This is a genomic window from Acidaminobacter sp. QWL-03 (assembly GCF_058683855.1).
The window spans coordinates 1320324-1337275 of record NZ_CM178752.1 but is presented as its reverse complement, the minus strand read 5'-3'; the positions used below and the strand labels follow the sequence as shown (position 1 = coordinate 1337275).

Sequence of the window (16952 nt, the reverse complement as noted above, 5' to 3'; positions counted from 1 at the left end):
CGTTACTTCTGGTAACTCACGTTCCAAGGTAGCTCAATGGTGGAGCAACCGGCTGTTAACCGGTAGGTTGTGGGTTCGAGCCCCACCCTTGGAGCCATTTCTTGCCGGAGTGGCGGAACTGGCAGACGCACAGGACTTAAAATCCTGCGGTCCTCAAAGACCGTACCGGTTCGATTCCGGTCTCCGGCACCAGTTAGTTTTTTTATGCGAATGCGGGGCACTAGCCGCTGAGCAAAAAAAACGGTCTTTTCCCGAAGGGAAAAGAAACTACATCTAGTATTTGCAACTTAAAATTTGCAAGTAAAACAACGTACCACACTCGTCGCGGAGTGGAGCAGATGGAAGCTCGTCGGGCTCATAACCCGGAGGTCGCAGGTTCGAATCCTGTCTCCGCAACCATTTCAATTCTCAATATGGCGGTGTAGCTTAGCTGGTTAGAGCGTCCGGTTCATACCCGGAAGGTCGGTGGTTCGACTCCGCCCACCGCTACCAATTTCATTTTAAAATTTCGGCCCCTTGGTCAAGCGGTCAAGACACCGCCCTTTCACGGCGGTAACAGGGGTTCGATTCCCCTAGGGGTCACCAATCACGGGAGCTTAGCTCAGCTGGGAGAGCATTTGCCTTACAAGCAAGAGGTCACAGGTTCGATCCCTGTAGCTCCCACCAAACTACCTTCAAAGTAGTTAAGGTGGAAAGATTACTTAGCGTCATCTCAAACGCGAAGTAAAAGGAAGCCGTAAGAAACCACGGCCTGGTAGTTCAGTCGGTTAGAACGCTAGCCTGTCACGCTAGAGGTCGAGGGTTCGAGTCCCTTCCAGGTCGCCAATTACAATTTCAAACATGGGGGGGTTCCCGAGTGGCCAAAGGGGACGGACTGTAAATCCGTTATCTACGATTTCGAAGGTTCGAATCCTTCTCCCCCCACCAAATTAGTTTTTTCATAAAATTCGTGGCACTAAACGAATTTTTGAAAAAACGGTTTCTCTCCGAAGGAGAGAAAAATTACCTTAATGAATTTCAAAGTAACCTTCGAAGTAACTTTCGATATTACCACTGTAAAACCCTGCGGGTGTAGCTCAGTGGTAGAGCCCCGGCTTCCCAAGCCGGTTGCGAGGGTTCGATCCCCTTCACCCGCTCCAAAGTAGTCTTACAACATTGGGGATTCGCCAAGTCGGTAAGGCAACGGACTTTGACTCCGTCATTCGTAGGTTCGAGTCCTACATCCCCAGCCACACAATTTAATAACCGAAACATTATATGACCCATTAGCTCAGTCGGTAGAGCACTTGACTTTTAATCAAGGTGTCCCGCGTTCGAGCCGCGGATGGGTCACCAACAACTTGGAGGGGTACCGAAGCGGTCACAACGGGGCGGTCTTGAAAACCGTTAGGGTTAATAGCCCACGTGGGTTCGAATCCCACCCCCTCCGCCAATTTATGGAGAAGTACTCAAGAGGCTGAAGAGGCTCCCCTGCTAAGGGAGTAGGTCCTGATGAGGGGCGCGAGGGTTCAAATCCCTCCTTCTCCGCCATTAGCGCAAAGGTAATATCGTACTTAGGGGTGTAGCTCAGCTGGTAGAGCAGCGGTCTCCAAAACCGCGTGCCGTGGGTTCAAATCCTATCACCCCTGCCATTTCAATTTAATATGTCGGGGTGTAGCGCAGCTTGGTAGCGCATCTGATTTGGGATCAGAGGGTCGCGGGTTCAAATCCTGCCGCCCCGACCATTAACACTTTAAGCTCATGGGCGTGTAGCTCAGGTGGTTAGAGCGCACGCCTGATAAGCGTGAGGTCGATGGTTCGAGTCCATCCATGCCCACCAAGTTAGTTTTTTTCGAATGCGGAGCATTAACCGCTGAGGAAAAAACGGTTTCTCTCCGAAGGAGAGAAAAACCACCTTACGGTTTTTCACCGAAGGTGAAAAAAACGAACACCCGTAAATGTTAATAGCACAATGCTGTAACTAGGAATCAAAGTATCAGGTTTGTTCTGTTACATTCTGCCCAGATAGCTCAGTCGGTAGAGCAGAGGACTGAAAATCCTCGTGTCGCTGGTTCGATTCCGGCTCTGGGCACCACTAAAAAGCCGTTCACGCGAAATTGATTCCGTGAGCGGCTTTTACTCATTTCTGCCATAAGTTCATATGATGTACTGGACTTAGCCAAAAACGACTTTTTGTTTGGCTCCCATTAGCTGATCCATGTGCCGCAGGAGGTTAGGCATGTTCTCGTATAGAGGATGTCCATCCACGCTGATTACACGCATACGGGATTGGCCTTCCAGATAGAGGCCAATGCTTAGGTCAAAACCATCGACGTTATGGTGCTCTACGGGAAGTGTAACTTCCAGGCGAGGTACAGTTCCGGTTAAATGTGTCTTAAAGATATGACCGCGGTCATCATACCAATGCATCTCTTCAGTATTATGATCAGGCTCAAATGTAATTATGGCAAAATCACCCTGCAATTTCAACGAGATTAGGTTGAGCTCCATATTGCGCCATTCAAAATAATGAGGCTTGTAAAGCTCGACGACACCGGAATGGTGCTCCAACAATCGATAGGTCAATTCGAGCAGGTTTAATGTATCTTCTTCATTGTGAAGTTCTATTTTGTCTGCATAGCTGCGATCGCCGGTCTCTAGGAAGTTATTATAGGCATCAATACAGTCGAGACCACTGAGTGTGTCCGTTCTAAGGATGCCGAGGGCGGTTTCAATGCTTTTCAGTTTGTAGCTATCAAGATGAAGGCTTGCTTTGGCGACTTTCATAAGATCTAAATTACGAGCGACTGTAAGTGGTGCAGTCAAACCATGCTTGGCATATTTGTGCATCAGGTAGGGCACATCGAAGGCATCACCGTTGAAGGAAATGAGATATTTTGAGGACAGCAGTGAGTGTGCTGCAGTAAGAATGTCTTTTTCATCTTTGCCTGTTTCATTGAAAAAGTAGTAATAATTCAGTTGATCCTGATGGAGTTCAATGAGGCTGATGGAAACGAGTTTGGAATAATCACGGTGGAAGCCGGTGGTTTCGATGTCGAAGAAAACGATAGGTGAATCCACTTCCAGGTGCCTGGCGATGAAGTGACTTTCTTTACTGGGTTGTAAGGATTTTTGTGTGGTCATCATGGCGCTCGCTCCTTTGTTAATGTAAAACTATTAAAGCAGGTGATTGAATGGTTGAATTTATGGCTACCCTAAGAGATGGAACCGGGAAGGGTTTGAAGACAACTTGGACACTGGCGAAGGTCATCGTGCCAATTTATATTATTGTCACTATTCTTAAGTATACCCCAGTCATCGGCTGGATTGCCATTTTGTTTGAGCCGGTGATGCAACTTTTTGGTTTGCCTGGAGAGGCGGCTATAGCGGTGGTCATGGGGAACTTGCTGAATATCTACGCAGCCCTTGGTGTTATGGCGACGCTTCCGCTGACTATGAAGCAGATTACCATCATGTCGGTGATGCTGTCGTTTTCGCATACCTTGTTGGTGGAAACAGCGGTTTCTAAACGGGTCGGGGTCAGCATACCTGTAATATTGTCGGTCAGGATTGGGTTGGCAGTGTTGTCGGGGATCGTGCTGAATCTGGTTCTTTAGGGGGGCGAGTATAAATGGGTACTGAGTTTAGTCTTATAGTGATACTGAAGGAAGCGATTTTGGGATCGCTTTCATCAGTGTGGAACATTGCGATTATTGTTTTTCCTTTGATGATTGTCATGGAATTCGCGAGAAAATACAAAGTCATGGATGTGATTTCTGCGGGACTTCGACCTTTGACCCGGTTTTTAGGCGTCCAGCGGTCTGCCGCGTTTCCTCTGGCTGTTGGGTTGATCTTTGGGCTTGCTTATGGGTCTGGGGTCATTATACAGAGTGCTCAGGAAGGTGAGATCGACACACGGAGTCTGACATTGGTATCTATTTTTCTGGCATGCTGTCACGCGGTCGTGGAGGATACGCTGCTGTTTGTGGCCGTTGGCGCAAATGGATGGCTGCTGCTGGGGCTCAGGACTTTGGCCGCGTTTATAGTGACCATGCTGGTGTCAAAGAGCGTGAAGTTGGCCTATGAGACGCCATAGGCGCTAAACTCGAGGGGGTAAACGCTGGGACACTGTTGTTTGCAGCAGCGGTTATTCCGGGTTTTAAACCGGCCATTTGGGGTAGTTGTTTTGGAGTGAAAAGAGCCATGACCATCGGCAAAAATGGTCCTGGCTCTCTTTGTTTTTGGGCTATATAAGTCAGTTATTTACTGTAGAGGTCTTTTTCGAAGAATTGTTTGATGCTGGCGAGGTCGTGATAGACGGTGAGGGCCAGCATGAGTTTGATGCGGGCTTTTTGACCATTGAGGTTGCCGCCGAAGATGACGCCGGCGTTGCGGAGCATTTTGCCGCCGCCATCGTAGCCGTAGGAGTCGTAGACGCGGCCCATTGGGCAGCGGGAGACCATGACGATGCGGATGTCTTTTTCGATGGCGCGCAGGACGCCTGGGACCATTTCAGGCGGGAGGTTGCCGCGGCCCATGCCTTCAATGATGATGCCTTTAGCGCCTTTTGAGATGCAGAAGTCGATGAATTCTGAGTCCATACCCACGACGCTTTTGATCAGGTAGACGTCTTTGACATAGAAATCTGTGTCGATGTGGGGGTGGCGGACGATGTCGCGGTAGAAAATGGCTTCATCGTTGTCGATGATGCCGAGGGGACCAAATTCCATGGACTTGAAGGTGTCCAGGCTCATGGTGTGGGTTTTGGTGACTTCCTGGGCGGAGTTGATTTCGTTGTTCATGACGAGGAGGACGCCCTTGCCGCGGGCCTGGTCCGAGATGGCGGTGCAGATGGCGGCTGAGAGGTTGCTTGGGCCGTCGTAGCCGAGCTCGGAGCCGTTGCGCATGGCGGCGACCATGACTATGGGTTTGTGATCCGGGAGGCTGAGATCGAGGAAGAAAGCGGTCTCTTCGATGGAGTCGGTGCCATGGGTGATGACGACGCCATCGATATCCTCTCTGGCGATCAGGGCTTTCACGAGTTGGTTCAGTTCCATAATGCGATCCGGGTTCATATGCGGGCCCGGGAATTTGCCAAAGGTTATGGTTTCCACGTCCGCGAATTTGTCAATATTGGTGACCATGGACAGGATCTCCTGGCTGGACATGGCGGGTATGGCGGCTTCAAGGCGTTTGTCGACCTTCATGGAAATGGTGCCGCCGGTAAAGACTACTGCGACTTTCTTCAAGGAAATGCCCCCTCAACAGTATGCTGATTAACAAATAAATTTCAGGACCTCTATAAGTATAACAAATCTGGAGGAGCAGGTCATTATTATTGCGGGATTATGTTTCAGAAGTGATGAGGGATGGTTTGCTGCTTTGGGAGGAATGTTACAGAGATGTTACGCTCTCCGTCCCCGTTTCGGAAGTTGTCCGCGTCACCAAGCTGAAAGTTGTCCGCGTCACCAAGTTGAAAGTTGTCCGCGTCACCAAAACAAAAACTGTCCGCGTCACCCACCTTACGGTATAATATATAGGTTAGGGAAGGTGACATTTATGGAACATAGAGAAAATCGTGAAATCTATCTTGATCATAGCGCGACCACGCCGGTGTGTGCTGAGGCCATTGAAGCAATGAACGGGGCACTGGCGGGGTGGTATGGGAATCCATCGTCGCTTCATAGGAAGGGGCTTGAGGCGGAAAAGCGGATCAAAGCCGCGACTCAAGCCTTCTTGAACGCGATCAAGGCGCCATCGGACAAAGGGGAGATCCTCTACACTTCGGGCGGCACCGAGGCCAACAACCTGGCTATCTCGGGGGTAGCAGCGCTGCTGCGGCCAAACCGGCGCCACCTCATAACCTCAGCTGTGGAGCACAGCTCCGTACTTGAGACGGTCCTGGAATGGGAAAAGCGCGGCTTCGAGGTGACGCTTCTGAAGCCTGACACAAACGGGACGATCACACCGGAGCAGGTGATGGAAGCAGTCAGACCCGAGACCGGGCTGATCAGCCTGATGCACGTCAACAACGAAACGGGGGCTATCTTCGACCTGAGCGCCAACCTCAAGGGCCGTCTGCGAAGCCTCCGGGACAGAGACGACCTTCCGGTGTTCCACGTGGACGCGGTCCAGTCCTTTGGCAAGCTGCCCATCGATGTGCGCGCCATGGGCATTGACCTGCTCACCGCCAGCGCCCACAAAATTCATGGCCCGAAAGGCGTTGGCTTCCTCTACAGGGACAAAGCCATCCGTCTGAAGCCCCTGGTCTTTGGCGGGGGCCAGCAGGGGGGCATCCGCCCTGGGACGGAGAATGTGCCGGGTATCCTGGGCATGGAGGCCGCTTTCAAGGCTCTGCCGATGGACGCCGCCACACACCTCCGCGCCTTAAGAGACCGCCTCTGGCAGGGACTCGTCTCCATAGAGCACGTCGCCATCAACAGCCCAGCGGAAGGGGCACCTCACGTGATCAACGCTTCGTTCACTGGTCTGAAATCCGAAGTACTGCTGCACACCCTCGAGAAGGACGGCGTCTACGTCTCCAGCGGCTCTGCCTGTCATTCAAAGGATCGAAAGAGCTCCCACGTCCTGACGGCCCTTGGCCTCTCGGAAGCCAGAATAGACAGCGCGCTGCGGTTCAGCCTGAGTGTCCACACCACAGAAGACGACATCGACCAAGCTATTGAGATCATCCGACGGGCAAGTACTGCCTTGGGTCGGATCATGAGGAGAAGGTAACTATGAGTGAAAGAGGCTTTACGCTGGTTAAAATCGGTGAAATCACCTTAAAAGGACAAAACAGAAAATTCTTTGAAAACCGTCTGATGGACAATCTCAAAGGGGCAGTCCGAGGGATCAAGCACGTCAAGGTCGCCAAGGAGTTCGGCCGCATGTACATGAACTACGACCTTGAGGACGAGACCGAGGTGCTGGAAAAAGCCCAGCGCGTTTTTGGACTTGTCGCCCTTTGTCCTGGGGTGGAGGTCGATCCTGACTTCGAAAAAATCGGAGCAGCCGCGGCCGCTCAGGTCAAGGCCCTGAAGGCCGAGACGGGCATGACCCGGTTCAAAGTCGAAGCCAGACGCAGCGACAAGCGCTTCCCCATGACTTCTCCGGAGATCTGCAGATCCCTCGGCGGTGTGCTTCTGAGCGAGGTGGAAGGCCTGCAAGTCGACGTTCATGCGCCTCAGTTTCTGGTCAATGTCGAGATTAGGGACAGAGCCTACATTTACTCTAGAGAAATCCGCTGCCATGGCGGCATGCCATACGGCACTGCGGGCAAGGCGGTTCTGCTGCTGTCCGGCGGCATTGACAGCCCGGTGGCGGGCTGGATGATGGCCCGTCGCGGCGTGACCCTTTCCGCGGTCCATTTCCATTCCTATCCGTTCACCAGTGAGCGGGCCCAGGAGAAGGTCTTCGACCTGGCCAGACAGCTGGCGGTCTTCACGGGCAGCATTGAAGTCACTTCCATTAATTTGCTGGAGATCCAGCAGGCCATCATGGAAAACTGCCCTGAGGAAGAAATGACAATCCTCTCCAGGCGGTTCATGATGGCCCTGGCAGAGCGAGTCGCCCTGGAGACCGGGGCTCAGGCGCTGATCACCGGTGAGAATATAGGCCAGGTAGCGTCGCAGACTATTGAAGGCCTCACTGTGACCAACGCCCGGGTGAATCTGCCGGTGTTCAGACCGCTGATCGCTTACGACAAGAATGACATTGTAGAGGTGGCTAGAACCATAGGCACCTATGAAACCTCCATCCTGCCTTTCGAGGACTGCTGTACGGTGTTCCTGCCGTCCAAGGTGGTCACAAAGCCGAAACTTAAGCATATTGAGGCGTCTGAGGCAAAACTGGACGTCGAAGGTCTGATCCAGCGGGCTTTTGAAGGGAGAGAAATTCAGCGGTTTCAGAGGTGGCAGCAGGCCGAACCTAAAAAAGACTAAATCCGAAAGGAGTCGTTTGCAGTGAAGTTTATGGTAGAAGACGCGGTGTTCGAGAAACTGCCGGACTATGTGGTCGGCGTCGTGGTCGCCCGGGGGATCGATGTCCACCGCCACACGCACATGCCTCAGGACGTGCTGCGCTCCGGAGAAGCAGTGTTTCGCGACCGGCACTGCCACTGTGACTATAAGGAGCATCCGGATCTGGTGCCGTATAGGGAGGCTTTTGAGACTATCGGCATCAACCCGAACCGCTTTCCGAGCTCGATTGAAGCCATGGGCAAGCGGGTGCTGAACGGTGCGGCCCTTCCCTTCATTCATCCGGTGATCGACCTGGTCAATGGCATCTCCCTGAATTACGCGGTGCCCATGGGTGCCCACGACCTGGACCAGCTGGGCGGGGACTTCGAGGTGCGCTTCTCCAGGGAGGGCGAGACCTTCGTGGCTCTGGGCTCGGATCAGGAAGAGCTCCTGCCTGCCGGGGAGCTCATCTACGGCGATTCCAGCCGGGTCAGAACCCGCCGGTGGATCTGGCGGCAGTCCGAGTGGGGCAAGGTCACACAGAATTCCAGAAACGTGTTGTTTCCGGTGGACGGCTTCAGAGGCCAGAATCTGAATCAGGTCATCGACGCCCGGGATCAGCTGGCAGCAGCGCTGGCGGGTGAGTTTGGGGCGCTGGTGAGCGTGCATCTGATCGATCAGGCCCACCGGTTCATTCAGGTGTAATTTCAAAAAACTAAAAAATATGCCGATGGTTGTGTTTTCCAAAACCATCGGCATACTAATTTTTTGAGGTAATTCAGTTATTGATCGCGCTGTCGACCTCGTCGATCAGTTCGTCCACGCTCGGCTGTTGAGAAGGCTTAGGCGCGGCGTTTGGATTCGCGCCACCGGTCGTTGTCGGTTTCGGGCCGAGGAGGGTCTCAATATCTGGTGGGTACTGGAAGTTCCCTGGCTCCCGAATCGAGCCATCCGGCAGCTGAATGGAGAGGTCTTCGTTGATGATGGCATCCACCGGAGCGGTGAAGACGGAACCATCCAGGAACTTAAGCTGGAATGGGAGGATGACATAGTAGCGGCCGTCGCCCATTGGGGTGATGTGTGCCGCAGCCGGTGGGACGTAGGTCGTTTCGTTATGAAGATCGCACGGGAGCGTTGGCAGCTCAAATTCCGCGTCCCTGACAAAGGCGAGATCTTCCGGTGAAAGCGGGATTGGCCGCTGGATGAGGACTCTGGATTCGATGGTCTCCACAGGACAATATTCGTTGGCGAGCAGGTTGCTTTCCTTGCAGATCTGCGCTTCGACATGGACGTTGTCCACTAGAGTTGGTTCTGTGCCCGGAATGAAAATTTCATTCTTGACCGTACCGCGTGGATCGAGAGCAGAAAGTTCAGAGGGCAGCATCCCTGACTTTGTATCGACCGCAAGGGTAATCAGTCCGTCAACTGCCTTGAAATCGCGGTTGTCGTAGCCTTCGTGAACGGTGGTCATGACGTGATTCCAGAACTGTGCTGCAACCTTTGAGCCTTGGTCCAGAGGCATGTTGACATCATTGCCAAACCAGACGCTGGCTGTGTAGTACGGGGTGAAGCCGACAAACCAAGCGTCGATCTGATTCGAGGTCGTACCTGTTTTTCCGGCCACCGGAATGCCTGTGTTGCCGTTTCGGATCGCGGCGACTTTGGCCAGGCCGTTGGTGACCGTAGTGCGAAGGATGTCCTGCATGATATAGGCTGCTTTTTCATCCGCGACGCGGGTGAGATGCGGCTCGTTTTCCAGGATCACATTGCCGCGGTTGTCAACGACTTTGGTAAATGTCGTCGTCTTATTCAGTACACCGCCATTGGCGATGGAACCGTATGCCTGTGCCATTTCAAGAGGGGAGATACCCATGGACATGCCGCCCAGTGACATGGCAGCGAGGTTCATATCATTATAAGCACCTGATTCCACTACGCTGGTAATGCCCATCTTTTTCAGGTAGTCCACGGAGGTTTGAAGCCCAACCGCCTGGGCGACTTTGGCTGCGTTGACGTTGATGGACCATTCGACGGATTCGCGAAGGGTCTGAAGACCCCAATATTTGGTCGAGCCTTCATACCAGTTCAGCGGCCAGCGATCCGAGCCGCCTTTGAGATACACCGGGACATCATCCACGATACTGGCGGCTGTGAATTTTTTTGTGTCCAGTGCCGGGAGGTAGACTGCCAGCGGTTTGATTGAGGAACCGGGCTGGCGTGGGTTTACCGCGCGGTTGTAAATCTTTTGGCCAGTGATGTTGCGCCCACCCACGACGGCCTTAAGCTGACCGGTGTAGTAATCGATGATGACTGTAGAGGACTGTGGCTGGACAATGCCCTGATCACTGAAACCAAAGTGGTCTTTGGCAACCAGAAGCGCATTGTTGTCGCCCGTTGTGAAAAACTCTGGATTCTTGGTCAGAAAGTCCTTGCTGATGACCAGATTGCCTTGTTCATCCAAGGTCTTAACCTCATGAGGGATGGCCACTTCCCGGCCGGAGTAGGTTTTGAAGTTGGAGATGTTTTTCACGCCGCTCGGGCTGGAACTGAGTTCGCTGGCCTTGAAGACGTTCTTGATGACCATTTGGACCGAGACCAGTTTGCCGTCCTGACGGTTGGCGTAGAGATTGAAGCGACGGTCCTTGAGGATGACCAGGTTGCCCCAGTCGTCGTATTTGTAGTCGCCGTCCGGGATGATCAGCTGGCCGGCGTCGTTGACCAGATTCTCATACTTGTAAAGAAGGATCCGGCCATCCGGTGTGATGACGTTGCCGCCCGGATTGAAGCGGACCACGACCTTTGGCATGCTGTCGAAGTATTTGTCATAAGTCGCCTCAAGCTTTTTTTGCAGCTCCAGGTCGATGGTCGTGTGGATCTGCAGGCCCTTGGTGAAGAGCATGCTGGTGGCTTCTTCCTTGGTGTAGCCGTACTGGGTCATGAGGCCGTCCAGGACGTCGTCGCGGACCATATCCGCGAAGTAGGAGCTAATGTCATCATTGCTCAGCTTGCTGGGCTTGATGCGTTCGAAGAGGTCGACGTCCTTGATGCTGTCGTACTCTTCCTGGGTGATCACGCCGTTTTCGAGCATGAGCTTGGTGACGGTCTTGTAGCGTTTTTCTGCGGTGTCATTGTAAACCAGGGTGTACTGGCTGTCTGAATCATCAATGATCCGGCTGCCGTCAGTGATGTCCGCTTTTTCGAGCCGCAGCATAGGCGTATAGTTGGCCGGGCTGGAAGGGATGCCGGCCAGGATGGCCGACTCCACGAGGTCGAGCTCGCTGGCGTCCTTGCTGAAATAGGATTTGGCTGCAGCTTGAACGCCGTTGGCACCTGCGCCGAGCCAGATGGTGTTCAGGTAAGCTTCGATGATCTGCTCCTTATTGAGGAGATTTTCGAGCTCCAAGGTATAGTAAGCTTCTTTGATTTTACGGTCCAAGGTGCGTGCGGACTTGCTCTCAACCAGATAGAGGTTTCTGGCCAGCTGCTGTGTAATGGTGCTGGTGCCCTGAATCCGGACGCCCTTAGTGACGCTGTTGACGACGGAACCGACCAGACGCACGTAGTTGAATCCGTTGTGCTCGAAGAAGGTTTTGTCCTCGACGGCAACGAAGGCGTTAATCAGGTTGGGACTCATGTCCTCATATTTGATGATGGTTCTGAGGCCGTCGTTCTGAAGGGTTTCCATCAGCTCTCCATTAGAGTCCAGGATGACGGAGTTTTCCCCGAGCAGCTCATTTATTTTTGAGGGATCAATGGGCGGCAGGTCAGAAACGACATTTTTTGCATAAGCATAGGTAATACCGGCGCCAATCATTCCCAGGATGACGAACAATAGGGTCAGCTTTAGGATGGCATTCCAGATGCGCCTGCCGAGTGGCTTTTTCTGCTTCTTTCGTTTTCCGGATGACCGTCTGGCCGACCCGTTATTTGACGCACCCTCGCCATTTCTGCCTTCCGTCCTGTGTGGATTGGCTGGACGTGCTGAGCCGGTAGGTCTTGTAGGTTTTTTGTCCATGTAAATCCTCCTTATAATTTCAGCGTAATTATACCATATAATGGTCTGAGGCGGCATTAAAGTCACCGAAATTTAATGGAATTGTGGGTGGGGGACGCGGACAGGTTTCAACTTGGTGACGCGGACAAAAACAAAAACAGTGCCAGAGCTTATGAAATTCATTTTCATTTGACATCTTGACATCTTTTTTGTAAACTTAATTCACCCCCTACCACAGGGGGGCGAATTAACAATTTGGAGGTGTAAAATGCCTAGTTATGACTTAATTTGTTCAGACTGTGGGCACAAATTCTCAGTCTTTTGCAGTATAAGCAGCAGAGCACAGCAGAGATGCCCGAAAAGCAACAGCCCGCATATAAAGACCAGATATACGGCTGTCAATGTTGGAGGCAGTAGTAAAGGCAGCAATTTAAGCAGCGGTGGAGCAGGTTTCTCAATGCCAAAAACCTCAGGCTTTGGCTGAGGCAGCTGTTAAGTGGAGCCGTGTGCTTCTTGTGATCATCAACATAAACCTAAGAAAGGCGTGATCCCCCAAAGAGGAATCACGCCTTTTTTCTATTCGTTAATCTTTGCCATCAAATATCTCTTCTTGTATTTCAGCCGAGCGAAATTAGAAACCTTACGTGTCACAGCATAATTCACTGCACCGCCTACGACACCAACCACCGGAAGTCCTTGAATAAATTTTGCCGTCAACAAGGCCTGCGACAAAACGGAGGCCGTTTCTTTAATCTGATCCTCCAAATTCATCCCGAGCGCAATTCCGTTTTGCAGCCGCTTTTCAAAAAGCAGAATCTTATGGTTAAATCTCCGCCGCTCCTCATTTTCTGTGAGCGCCGCGCAAATCAGCAAAAGCGCATAGATCCTTTCCTCATAAAGATCCGTGTCCACACCATAACTGAGGCCGGTTTCATGCAGGGTACGCATCAGCATCCCAATAAACAGCGGTATGTCAGGCAGTCCTATGCCCAACAGTCCCAGCGCTCCGCCCTCAACCGCAGTGATCAGCGTATTAGCTGAGCCCGCGCTCTTAGCCCGACTGTGCACCTTATTCAAATTTCTTTGGGTTGGCGCGTCCATAAAAATTTCATCCCGCGCTTCATGCTGCAGTAAAATCTTTTCCTTATTATAGGTTTTCTCAATCGCCGGCGTCCCTTTTTCGAAAACCAATTTAAAACCTTTGTAAAAAGCGGTTTCCAGTGTTGACTTCAGCTTGTCCGGAATGGCGGCATCCAGCTTTTCTCTGGCAGGACGCGTTCTATAGCTGATCCAGGATTCGCGCTGATCTTTCATGAGCCGCCGTTCCTGCCTCGAGACGCGCTTCAGTTGTTTGTCAATAAATTTCTCCATGACCAAGACTCCTTGTGTGAGTGATTTTGCATGATTTGGTGATAATTGCAATGCTTATTTACATCTTAAAGATACCACGATTCCTCAAGATCATGCACTTAACAAAGAAATACTTAAAGATGATCAGGCCGATGGTCATTAAATCAACCAAGCACAAGTCATTGACAGCGTAATTATGAAGGGTTCTGAGAGTATTTAATAAAACATGCGATTAAATGACGACTCTATTTCCATTGATTTACAAAAGAAGGAGTGATAATATGAATTAAATATGTAAATTAATGTAAATGATAAAGGCAAATAAAAAATGGGAGTGATCAACATTACCAGAGGTCGTCGTCATCTTAAACCAGGAATTCCTTACCATGTCATTAGCCGCATTAACAATCAAGAGTTTTTGCTCGAAAATCCTCACTGTAAAGACAAATATCTCACCCTTTTGAAGACTATTAAACTACGATCTGATTTTGAACTCTTCTGTTTTTGCATCATGGGCAATCACGTCCATCTGCTCATGAGGATGAATGCTGATCCACTCTCCAGCATCATGCAATGGCTGAACCAAAAATTCGCCTATGATGTTAATCTGAGGATGGGTCGAAATGGGCATTTGTTTGGCGACCGATACAAAGCTTATCCTGTAATTGGAGAGGAGAAAGTTCGAGAAACCATTAAGTATATTCATAGAAATCCTCTCGCAGCCAACATGGTTGAGACGCTGATTTATCCCTGGAGCAGCCACCATGTCTATATAGGCCGGCCTGAAAAAGCCTGGTTTGAGGCGAGTGAGGGTCTTGAACTCTTCAAAGACGGCACTTCAAATACAAAGAATAATTACCTCAAATTCGTGAACCAAATGGGAGACGTTGAACGACTTGTCGTGCAAAAGATTCTAAGTGAACGGGATGTCAACCGCATAGAGGAGATCCAGCTCCCTGGAGACCATGAGTACATTCTATCACGCCCTCAAAGTCAGGTACGCGGTAATGTTCAAGGCCACCTTGACCTTGTATTTGGCCGTTTGTGTCTCATGAACAAACTCAACTATCCGACAATCCGCGACCAAGTCAGAGATAATATGACGAAGAAGACGACCTTCCAACGCTTCAAGAGAGTTGGGCTTGCACTTTCAAAGATTAGTCAGGAACTTCAAATTGCAACTGCAGATGAAGTTAATGCCTACTTGAAGCTTCCGCCGGATTTCCTGAACAGCGAAACAGCAAAGGATGCCATAAAAATCGATTTTGAAGTCCAGGGCCTCATTGAAGTTTACCGACACACCTTCTCTCAGCGCACTGAAAGCTGAGGGAAGACTTTCAAGACGTACGGGGACAGGGTTAATGTTACAAATGTGTTACCGTCCGCGTCCCCAAGTTGAAACTTGTCCGCGTCACCAACTTAACCAACGCCCTGTCCCCAACCGAGCTGGCGTGATATAATGGAGTCGGAGGTGGTTTTATGAACCAGGATCAATCCAATGAAAAAGTAACGACAACAACCGAAAAAAGCACGTACTTCGAGACCTCCGGCAGTCTGACTGAACGCGCGATTCTCGTCGGCCTCGGGGACGACCGTGAAGAAATCGATATAGAGTATTCCATGCACGAGCTGGAAGAACTGGTGAAGGCCGCGGATGCCGAGGTCGTCGGCAGCACGGTTCAAAATAAGCGTATCATCGACGTGGCGACCTATATCGGCAGCGGTAAGGTGCAGGAAGTGAGGCAGCTGGTGGAGGCAAACGACGCCAACATCATAGTCTTCAACGACGAGCTTTCCGGGTCCCAAATCCGAAATTTGGAAGCGGAGATCGGGCTTAAAGTCATCGACCGGACAGCGCTCATACTGGATATCTTCGCCCGAAGAGCCCAGTCCAGAACCAGTAAACTTCAGATCGAGCTGGCCCAGCTGGGCTACCGGCTGCCAAGACTCACCGGCTACGGCAACGCGCTCTCCAGAACGGGCGGCGGAATTGGCACCAGGGGTCCCGGCGAGCAGAAACTTGAAATCGACAAGCGGCGCATCCGCGAACGGATCAGCGACATCCGCCATGAGCTCAAGGAAGAAACGAAGGTCAGGGAGACTCAGAAAGCCGGACGGCAGCGGGGTGGCGAGCCCCTCGTGGCGCTGGTCGGCTATACCAACGCAGGCAAGTCCAGCGTGATGAACCGAATGCTCACGTTGGTGCAGGGGGGACCATCGGCGGGGGCTTCTGTACTGGAAAAAGCAGGCGGCCTGCAGAAGGACGAAAGCGGCCAGGCGGAGGACGGCGTCAAGCGCGTGTTCGAGAAGGACATGCTGTTCGCGACGCTGGACACGTACCACCGGCGCGTGGAGTTCGAGGACAACAAGGCCATGGTATTGGTCGACACGGTCGGCTTCGTGTCCAAGCTGCCCCATAAGCTGGTGGAGGCCTTCAAGGCGACACTGGAGGAGGTGCACGACGCGGACCTGCTGCTGCACGTGGTGGACGTGACCAACGAGAACGTGCACAATCAGATTTCCATTACGGAGAAGGTGCTGCGGGAGCTCGACGCTTACGGCAAACCGACGCTGCTGCTCCTGAATAAGATTGACCTGCTGGCGCCTGAGGAGCACGACACGGTGATGGTGCCAAAGGCCGGGCTGTTCGACGGCTACGAAGCGCTGCGGATTTCCGCGCGCACCGGCGAGGGCTTTGACGCCCTGATCGAGAAGCTCCGCTCCAAGATTTTCCGTGGCCACGTCAAGGTCCACATGCTGATTCCGTATGCCGAGGGCGCGGTGTACTCCTATCTGTGCGACAATCACCACGTGTCGAAAACCGAGTACGTGGAGAGCGGTTCCCTTATTGAGGTGGAGCTGGACGCCAAGGATTACCAGCGGTACAAGCGTTTTGAGGTAAGGCCTGATGGTTCGCCGATGGTAACCCAAACTTCAAGCGCAGCGGAGAGTACGGATGAGTAGCACCGACAAATCGCCCAAACTATTGAATTACAAAACCGTGGAACGGGAAGCCTCCGCTGAAACGGTGATAGAGAAGTCTCGCTTTATTGGCTACGTGAAGCCGGTCAAGTCGGAGGAAGAGGCACAGGCCTTTATGGCCGTGATCCGCAAGAAACACTGGGACGCGACCCACAACGTACCGGTGTATGTGCTGGGACCGGAATACCATGCTCAGAAGTTTTCGGATGACGGCGAGCCCCAGGGCACCGCGGGACTGCCCATTCTGTCTATGTTGAAAAATGAAGGCATCACGGATGTGGTCGTGGTGGTGACCCGCTATTTTGGAGGCGTCAAGCTGGGAACCGGGGGACTGGTGCGGGCGTATACCCAAAGCGCTCAGCTGGGCCTGGCGGCGGCGGGTGTCATTGAGAGGGTTGTCCACCGCAGGGTGTCTGCCGTAGTGGACTATACGCTGCTCGGAAAGGTGCAGAACTATCTGGCCGGCCATCCGACGATCCGTGTGGCGGATACCCTTTACACGGATCACGTGACCCTGGAGCTGTTGGTGTTGCCGGAGGAAGAGGCTGCAGTCCACACCGCGATGGTCGACCTGACAAACGCCCAGCTGGACTGGGTGCCGGGGGACCTGGAAGAAATCTCCTGCCCGGCGGTGTTAAGGACGCACGGGCATGGGGACGATTGAATTGTTTCAGAATTGTGTGAAG

14 protein-coding genes and 17 tRNA genes are annotated in these 16952 nt (G+C 52.2%); 27 read left to right on the top strand and 4 right to left on the bottom strand.

Annotated elements, in window-relative coordinates:
- Positions 1 to 22: 22 nt before the first annotated feature.
- From AC4PHM_RS06105 to AC4PHM_RS06025, 17 genes are all read left to right on the top strand, one after another.
- A tRNA-Asn gene (locus tag AC4PHM_RS06105) sits at positions 23 to 97 on the top strand.
- A gap of 6 nt (positions 98 to 103) precedes the next feature.
- A tRNA-Leu gene (locus AC4PHM_RS06100) sits at positions 104 to 192 on the top strand.
- A gap of 131 nt (positions 193 to 323) precedes the next feature.
- Positions 324 to 399: transfer RNA gene (locus tag AC4PHM_RS06095), tRNA-Met, on the top strand.
- A 16-nt stretch (positions 400 to 415) separates the two neighbouring features.
- Positions 416 to 492, top strand: a tRNA-Met gene (locus AC4PHM_RS06090).
- An 18-nt stretch (positions 493 to 510) separates the two neighbouring features.
- Positions 511 to 585: transfer RNA gene (locus tag AC4PHM_RS06085), tRNA-Glu, on the top strand.
- A 5-nt stretch (positions 586 to 590) separates the two neighbouring features.
- Positions 591 to 666: transfer RNA gene (locus tag AC4PHM_RS06080), tRNA-Val, on the top strand.
- 82 nt (positions 667 to 748) lie between these two features.
- A tRNA-Asp gene (locus tag AC4PHM_RS06075) sits at positions 749 to 825 on the top strand.
- Between the two features lie 17 nt (positions 826 to 842).
- A tRNA-Tyr gene (locus AC4PHM_RS06070) sits at positions 843 to 927 on the top strand.
- 138 nt (positions 928 to 1065) lie between these two features.
- Positions 1066 to 1139 (top strand) — tRNA-Gly (locus tag AC4PHM_RS06065).
- A gap of 17 nt (positions 1140 to 1156) precedes the next feature.
- Positions 1157 to 1232, top strand: a tRNA-Gln gene (locus AC4PHM_RS06060).
- Positions 1233 to 1259: 27 nt separating this feature from the next.
- Positions 1260 to 1335 (top strand) — tRNA-Lys (locus AC4PHM_RS06055).
- Positions 1336 to 1342: 7 nt separating this feature from the next.
- A tRNA-Ser gene (locus AC4PHM_RS06050) sits at positions 1343 to 1432 on the top strand.
- A gap of 6 nt (positions 1433 to 1438) precedes the next feature.
- Positions 1439 to 1530: transfer RNA gene (locus AC4PHM_RS06045), tRNA-Ser, on the top strand.
- Between the two features lie 25 nt (positions 1531 to 1555).
- A tRNA-Trp gene (locus tag AC4PHM_RS06040) sits at positions 1556 to 1631 on the top strand.
- A 16-nt stretch (positions 1632 to 1647) separates the two neighbouring features.
- Positions 1648 to 1724 (top strand) — tRNA-Pro (locus tag AC4PHM_RS06035).
- 18 nt (positions 1725 to 1742) lie between these two features.
- A tRNA-Ile gene (locus AC4PHM_RS06030) sits at positions 1743 to 1819 on the top strand.
- A 179-nt stretch (positions 1820 to 1998) separates the two neighbouring features.
- A tRNA-Phe gene (locus tag AC4PHM_RS06025) sits at positions 1999 to 2074 on the top strand.
- 80 nt (positions 2075 to 2154) lie between these two features.
- Here AC4PHM_RS06025 and AC4PHM_RS06020 read toward each other — a convergent pair.
- The gene (locus tag AC4PHM_RS06020; RefSeq protein WP_492020008.1) at positions 2155 to 3126 is read right to left on the bottom strand and encodes a ribonuclease H-like domain-containing protein; all 972 of its coding nucleotides are present in this window, start codon (positions 3124 to 3126) and stop codon (positions 2155 to 2157) included.
- Positions 3127 to 3173: 47 nt separating this feature from the next.
- Between AC4PHM_RS06020 and AC4PHM_RS06015 the strand changes: the two genes are divergently transcribed.
- Positions 3174 to 3596, top strand: coding sequence for a nucleoside recognition domain-containing protein (locus AC4PHM_RS06015; protein WP_492020007.1), 423 nt, complete (start codon positions 3174 to 3176; stop codon positions 3594 to 3596).
- Between the two features lie 14 nt (positions 3597 to 3610).
- Entirely contained in the window at positions 3611 to 4075 is a 465-nt protein-coding gene (locus AC4PHM_RS06010; RefSeq protein ID WP_492020006.1) for a nucleoside recognition domain-containing protein, read from the top strand.
- A 163-nt stretch (positions 4076 to 4238) separates the two neighbouring features.
- Here the strand turns inward: AC4PHM_RS06010 and AC4PHM_RS06005 are convergent, their stop codons facing one another.
- A complete protein-coding gene (locus AC4PHM_RS06005; RefSeq protein WP_492020472.1) occupies positions 4239 to 5234 on the bottom strand; it encodes an asparaginase in 996 nt (331 codons plus the stop codon).
- 83 nt (positions 5235 to 5317) lie between these two features.
- Here AC4PHM_RS06005 and AC4PHM_RS06000 point away from each other — a divergent pair, with 83 nt between their 5' ends.
- The 4 genes from AC4PHM_RS06000 to AC4PHM_RS05985 are packed head-to-tail and all read left to right on the top strand — an operon-like array spanning position 5318 to position 8645.
- Positions 5318 to 5512: a hypothetical protein gene (locus tag AC4PHM_RS06000; RefSeq protein ID WP_492020005.1), complete on the top strand. Its 195-nt coding sequence runs from the start codon at positions 5318 to 5320 to the stop codon at positions 5510 to 5512.
- Positions 5513 to 5538: 26 nt separating this feature from the next.
- Entirely contained in the window at positions 5539 to 6717 is a 1179-nt protein-coding gene (locus tag AC4PHM_RS05995; protein WP_492020004.1) for a cysteine desulfurase family protein, read from the top strand.
- A gap of 2 nt (positions 6718 to 6719) precedes the next feature.
- The gene (gene thiI, locus AC4PHM_RS05990; RefSeq protein ID WP_492020003.1) at positions 6720 to 7922 is read left to right on the top strand and encodes a tRNA uracil 4-sulfurtransferase ThiI; all 1203 of its coding nucleotides are present in this window, start codon (positions 6720 to 6722) and stop codon (positions 7920 to 7922) included.
- 30 nt (positions 7923 to 7952) lie between these two features.
- Positions 7953 to 8645, top strand: a complete 693-nt coding sequence (locus AC4PHM_RS05985) for a B3/B4 domain-containing protein (protein WP_492020470.1) — start codon at positions 7953 to 7955, stop codon at positions 8643 to 8645.
- Between the two features lie 73 nt (positions 8646 to 8718).
- Here AC4PHM_RS05985 and AC4PHM_RS05980 read toward each other — a convergent pair whose 3' ends face one another.
- On the bottom strand, positions 8719 to 11955 hold the full coding sequence (locus AC4PHM_RS05980) for a transglycosylase domain-containing protein (RefSeq protein ID WP_492020001.1): 3237 nt from the start codon (positions 11953 to 11955) through the stop codon (positions 8719 to 8721).
- 247 nt (positions 11956 to 12202) lie between these two features.
- Here AC4PHM_RS05980 and AC4PHM_RS05975 point away from each other — a divergent pair, with 247 nt between their 5' ends.
- Positions 12203 to 12418, top strand: coding sequence for an FmdB family zinc ribbon protein (locus AC4PHM_RS05975; protein ID WP_492020000.1), 216 nt, complete (start codon positions 12203 to 12205; stop codon positions 12416 to 12418).
- Between the two features lie 92 nt (positions 12419 to 12510).
- On the opposite strand, the gene AC4PHM_RS05970 is transcribed toward AC4PHM_RS05975, so the two are convergent.
- Positions 12511 to 13305, bottom strand: a complete 795-nt coding sequence (locus tag AC4PHM_RS05970) for an EcsC family protein (RefSeq protein ID WP_492019999.1) — start codon at positions 13303 to 13305, stop codon at positions 12511 to 12513.
- A gap of 307 nt (positions 13306 to 13612) precedes the next feature.
- Here AC4PHM_RS05970 and AC4PHM_RS05965 point away from each other — a divergent pair, with 307 nt between their 5' ends.
- The 3 genes from AC4PHM_RS05965 to AC4PHM_RS05955 all read left to right on the top strand — a co-directional run bounded on the left by AC4PHM_RS05965 (position 13613) and on the right by AC4PHM_RS05955 (position 16930).
- Positions 13613 to 14611, top strand: coding sequence for a transposase (locus AC4PHM_RS05965; RefSeq protein ID WP_492019998.1), 999 nt, complete (start codon positions 13613 to 13615; stop codon positions 14609 to 14611).
- A 152-nt stretch (positions 14612 to 14763) separates the two neighbouring features.
- Entirely contained in the window at positions 14764 to 16248 is a 1485-nt protein-coding gene (gene hflX, locus AC4PHM_RS05960) for a GTPase HflX (protein ID WP_492019997.1), read from the top strand.
- Positions 16241 to 16930, top strand: a complete 690-nt coding sequence (locus AC4PHM_RS05955; protein WP_492019996.1) for a YigZ family protein — start codon at positions 16241 to 16243, stop codon at positions 16928 to 16930. Before hflX ends, AC4PHM_RS05955 begins: the two co-directional genes overlap by 8 nt.
- Positions 16931 to 16952 lie beyond the last annotated feature (22 nt).

What these genes read in the sequence shown, in the direction of transcription:
- AC4PHM_RS06020 (WP_492020008.1), bottom strand. Translation starts at nt 3,126, where the DNA reads ATGATGACCACACAAAAATCCTTACAACCCAGTAAAGAAAGTCACTTC.
- AC4PHM_RS06015 (WP_492020007.1), top strand. Translation starts at nt 3,174, where the DNA reads ATGGTTGAATTTATGGCTACCCTAAGAGATGGAACCGGGAAGGGTTTG.
- AC4PHM_RS06010 (WP_492020006.1), top strand. Translation starts at nt 3,611, where the DNA reads ATGGGTACTGAGTTTAGTCTTATAGTGATACTGAAGGAAGCGATTTTG.
- AC4PHM_RS05995 (WP_492020004.1), top strand. Translation starts at nt 5,539, where the DNA reads ATGGAACATAGAGAAAATCGTGAAATCTATCTTGATCATAGCGCGACC.
- thiI (WP_492020003.1), top strand. Translation starts at nt 6,720, where the DNA reads ATGAGTGAAAGAGGCTTTACGCTGGTTAAAATCGGTGAAATCACCTTA.
- AC4PHM_RS05985 (WP_492020470.1), top strand. Translation starts at nt 7,953, where the DNA reads ATGGTAGAAGACGCGGTGTTCGAGAAACTGCCGGACTATGTGGTCGGC.
- AC4PHM_RS05980 (WP_492020001.1), bottom strand. Translation starts at nt 11,955, where the DNA reads ATGGACAAAAAACCTACAAGACCTACCGGCTCAGCACGTCCAGCCAAT.
- AC4PHM_RS05975 (WP_492020000.1), top strand. Translation starts at nt 12,203, where the DNA reads ATGCCTAGTTATGACTTAATTTGTTCAGACTGTGGGCACAAATTCTCA.
- AC4PHM_RS05970 (WP_492019999.1), bottom strand. Translation starts at nt 13,305, where the DNA reads ATGGAGAAATTTATTGACAAACAACTGAAGCGCGTCTCGAGGCAGGAA.
- AC4PHM_RS05965 (WP_492019998.1), top strand. Translation starts at nt 13,613, where the DNA reads ATGGGAGTGATCAACATTACCAGAGGTCGTCGTCATCTTAAACCAGGA.
- hflX (WP_492019997.1), top strand. Translation starts at nt 14,764, where the DNA reads ATGAACCAGGATCAATCCAATGAAAAAGTAACGACAACAACCGAAAAA.
- AC4PHM_RS05955 (WP_492019996.1), top strand. Translation starts at nt 16,241, where the DNA reads ATGAGTAGCACCGACAAATCGCCCAAACTATTGAATTACAAAACCGTG.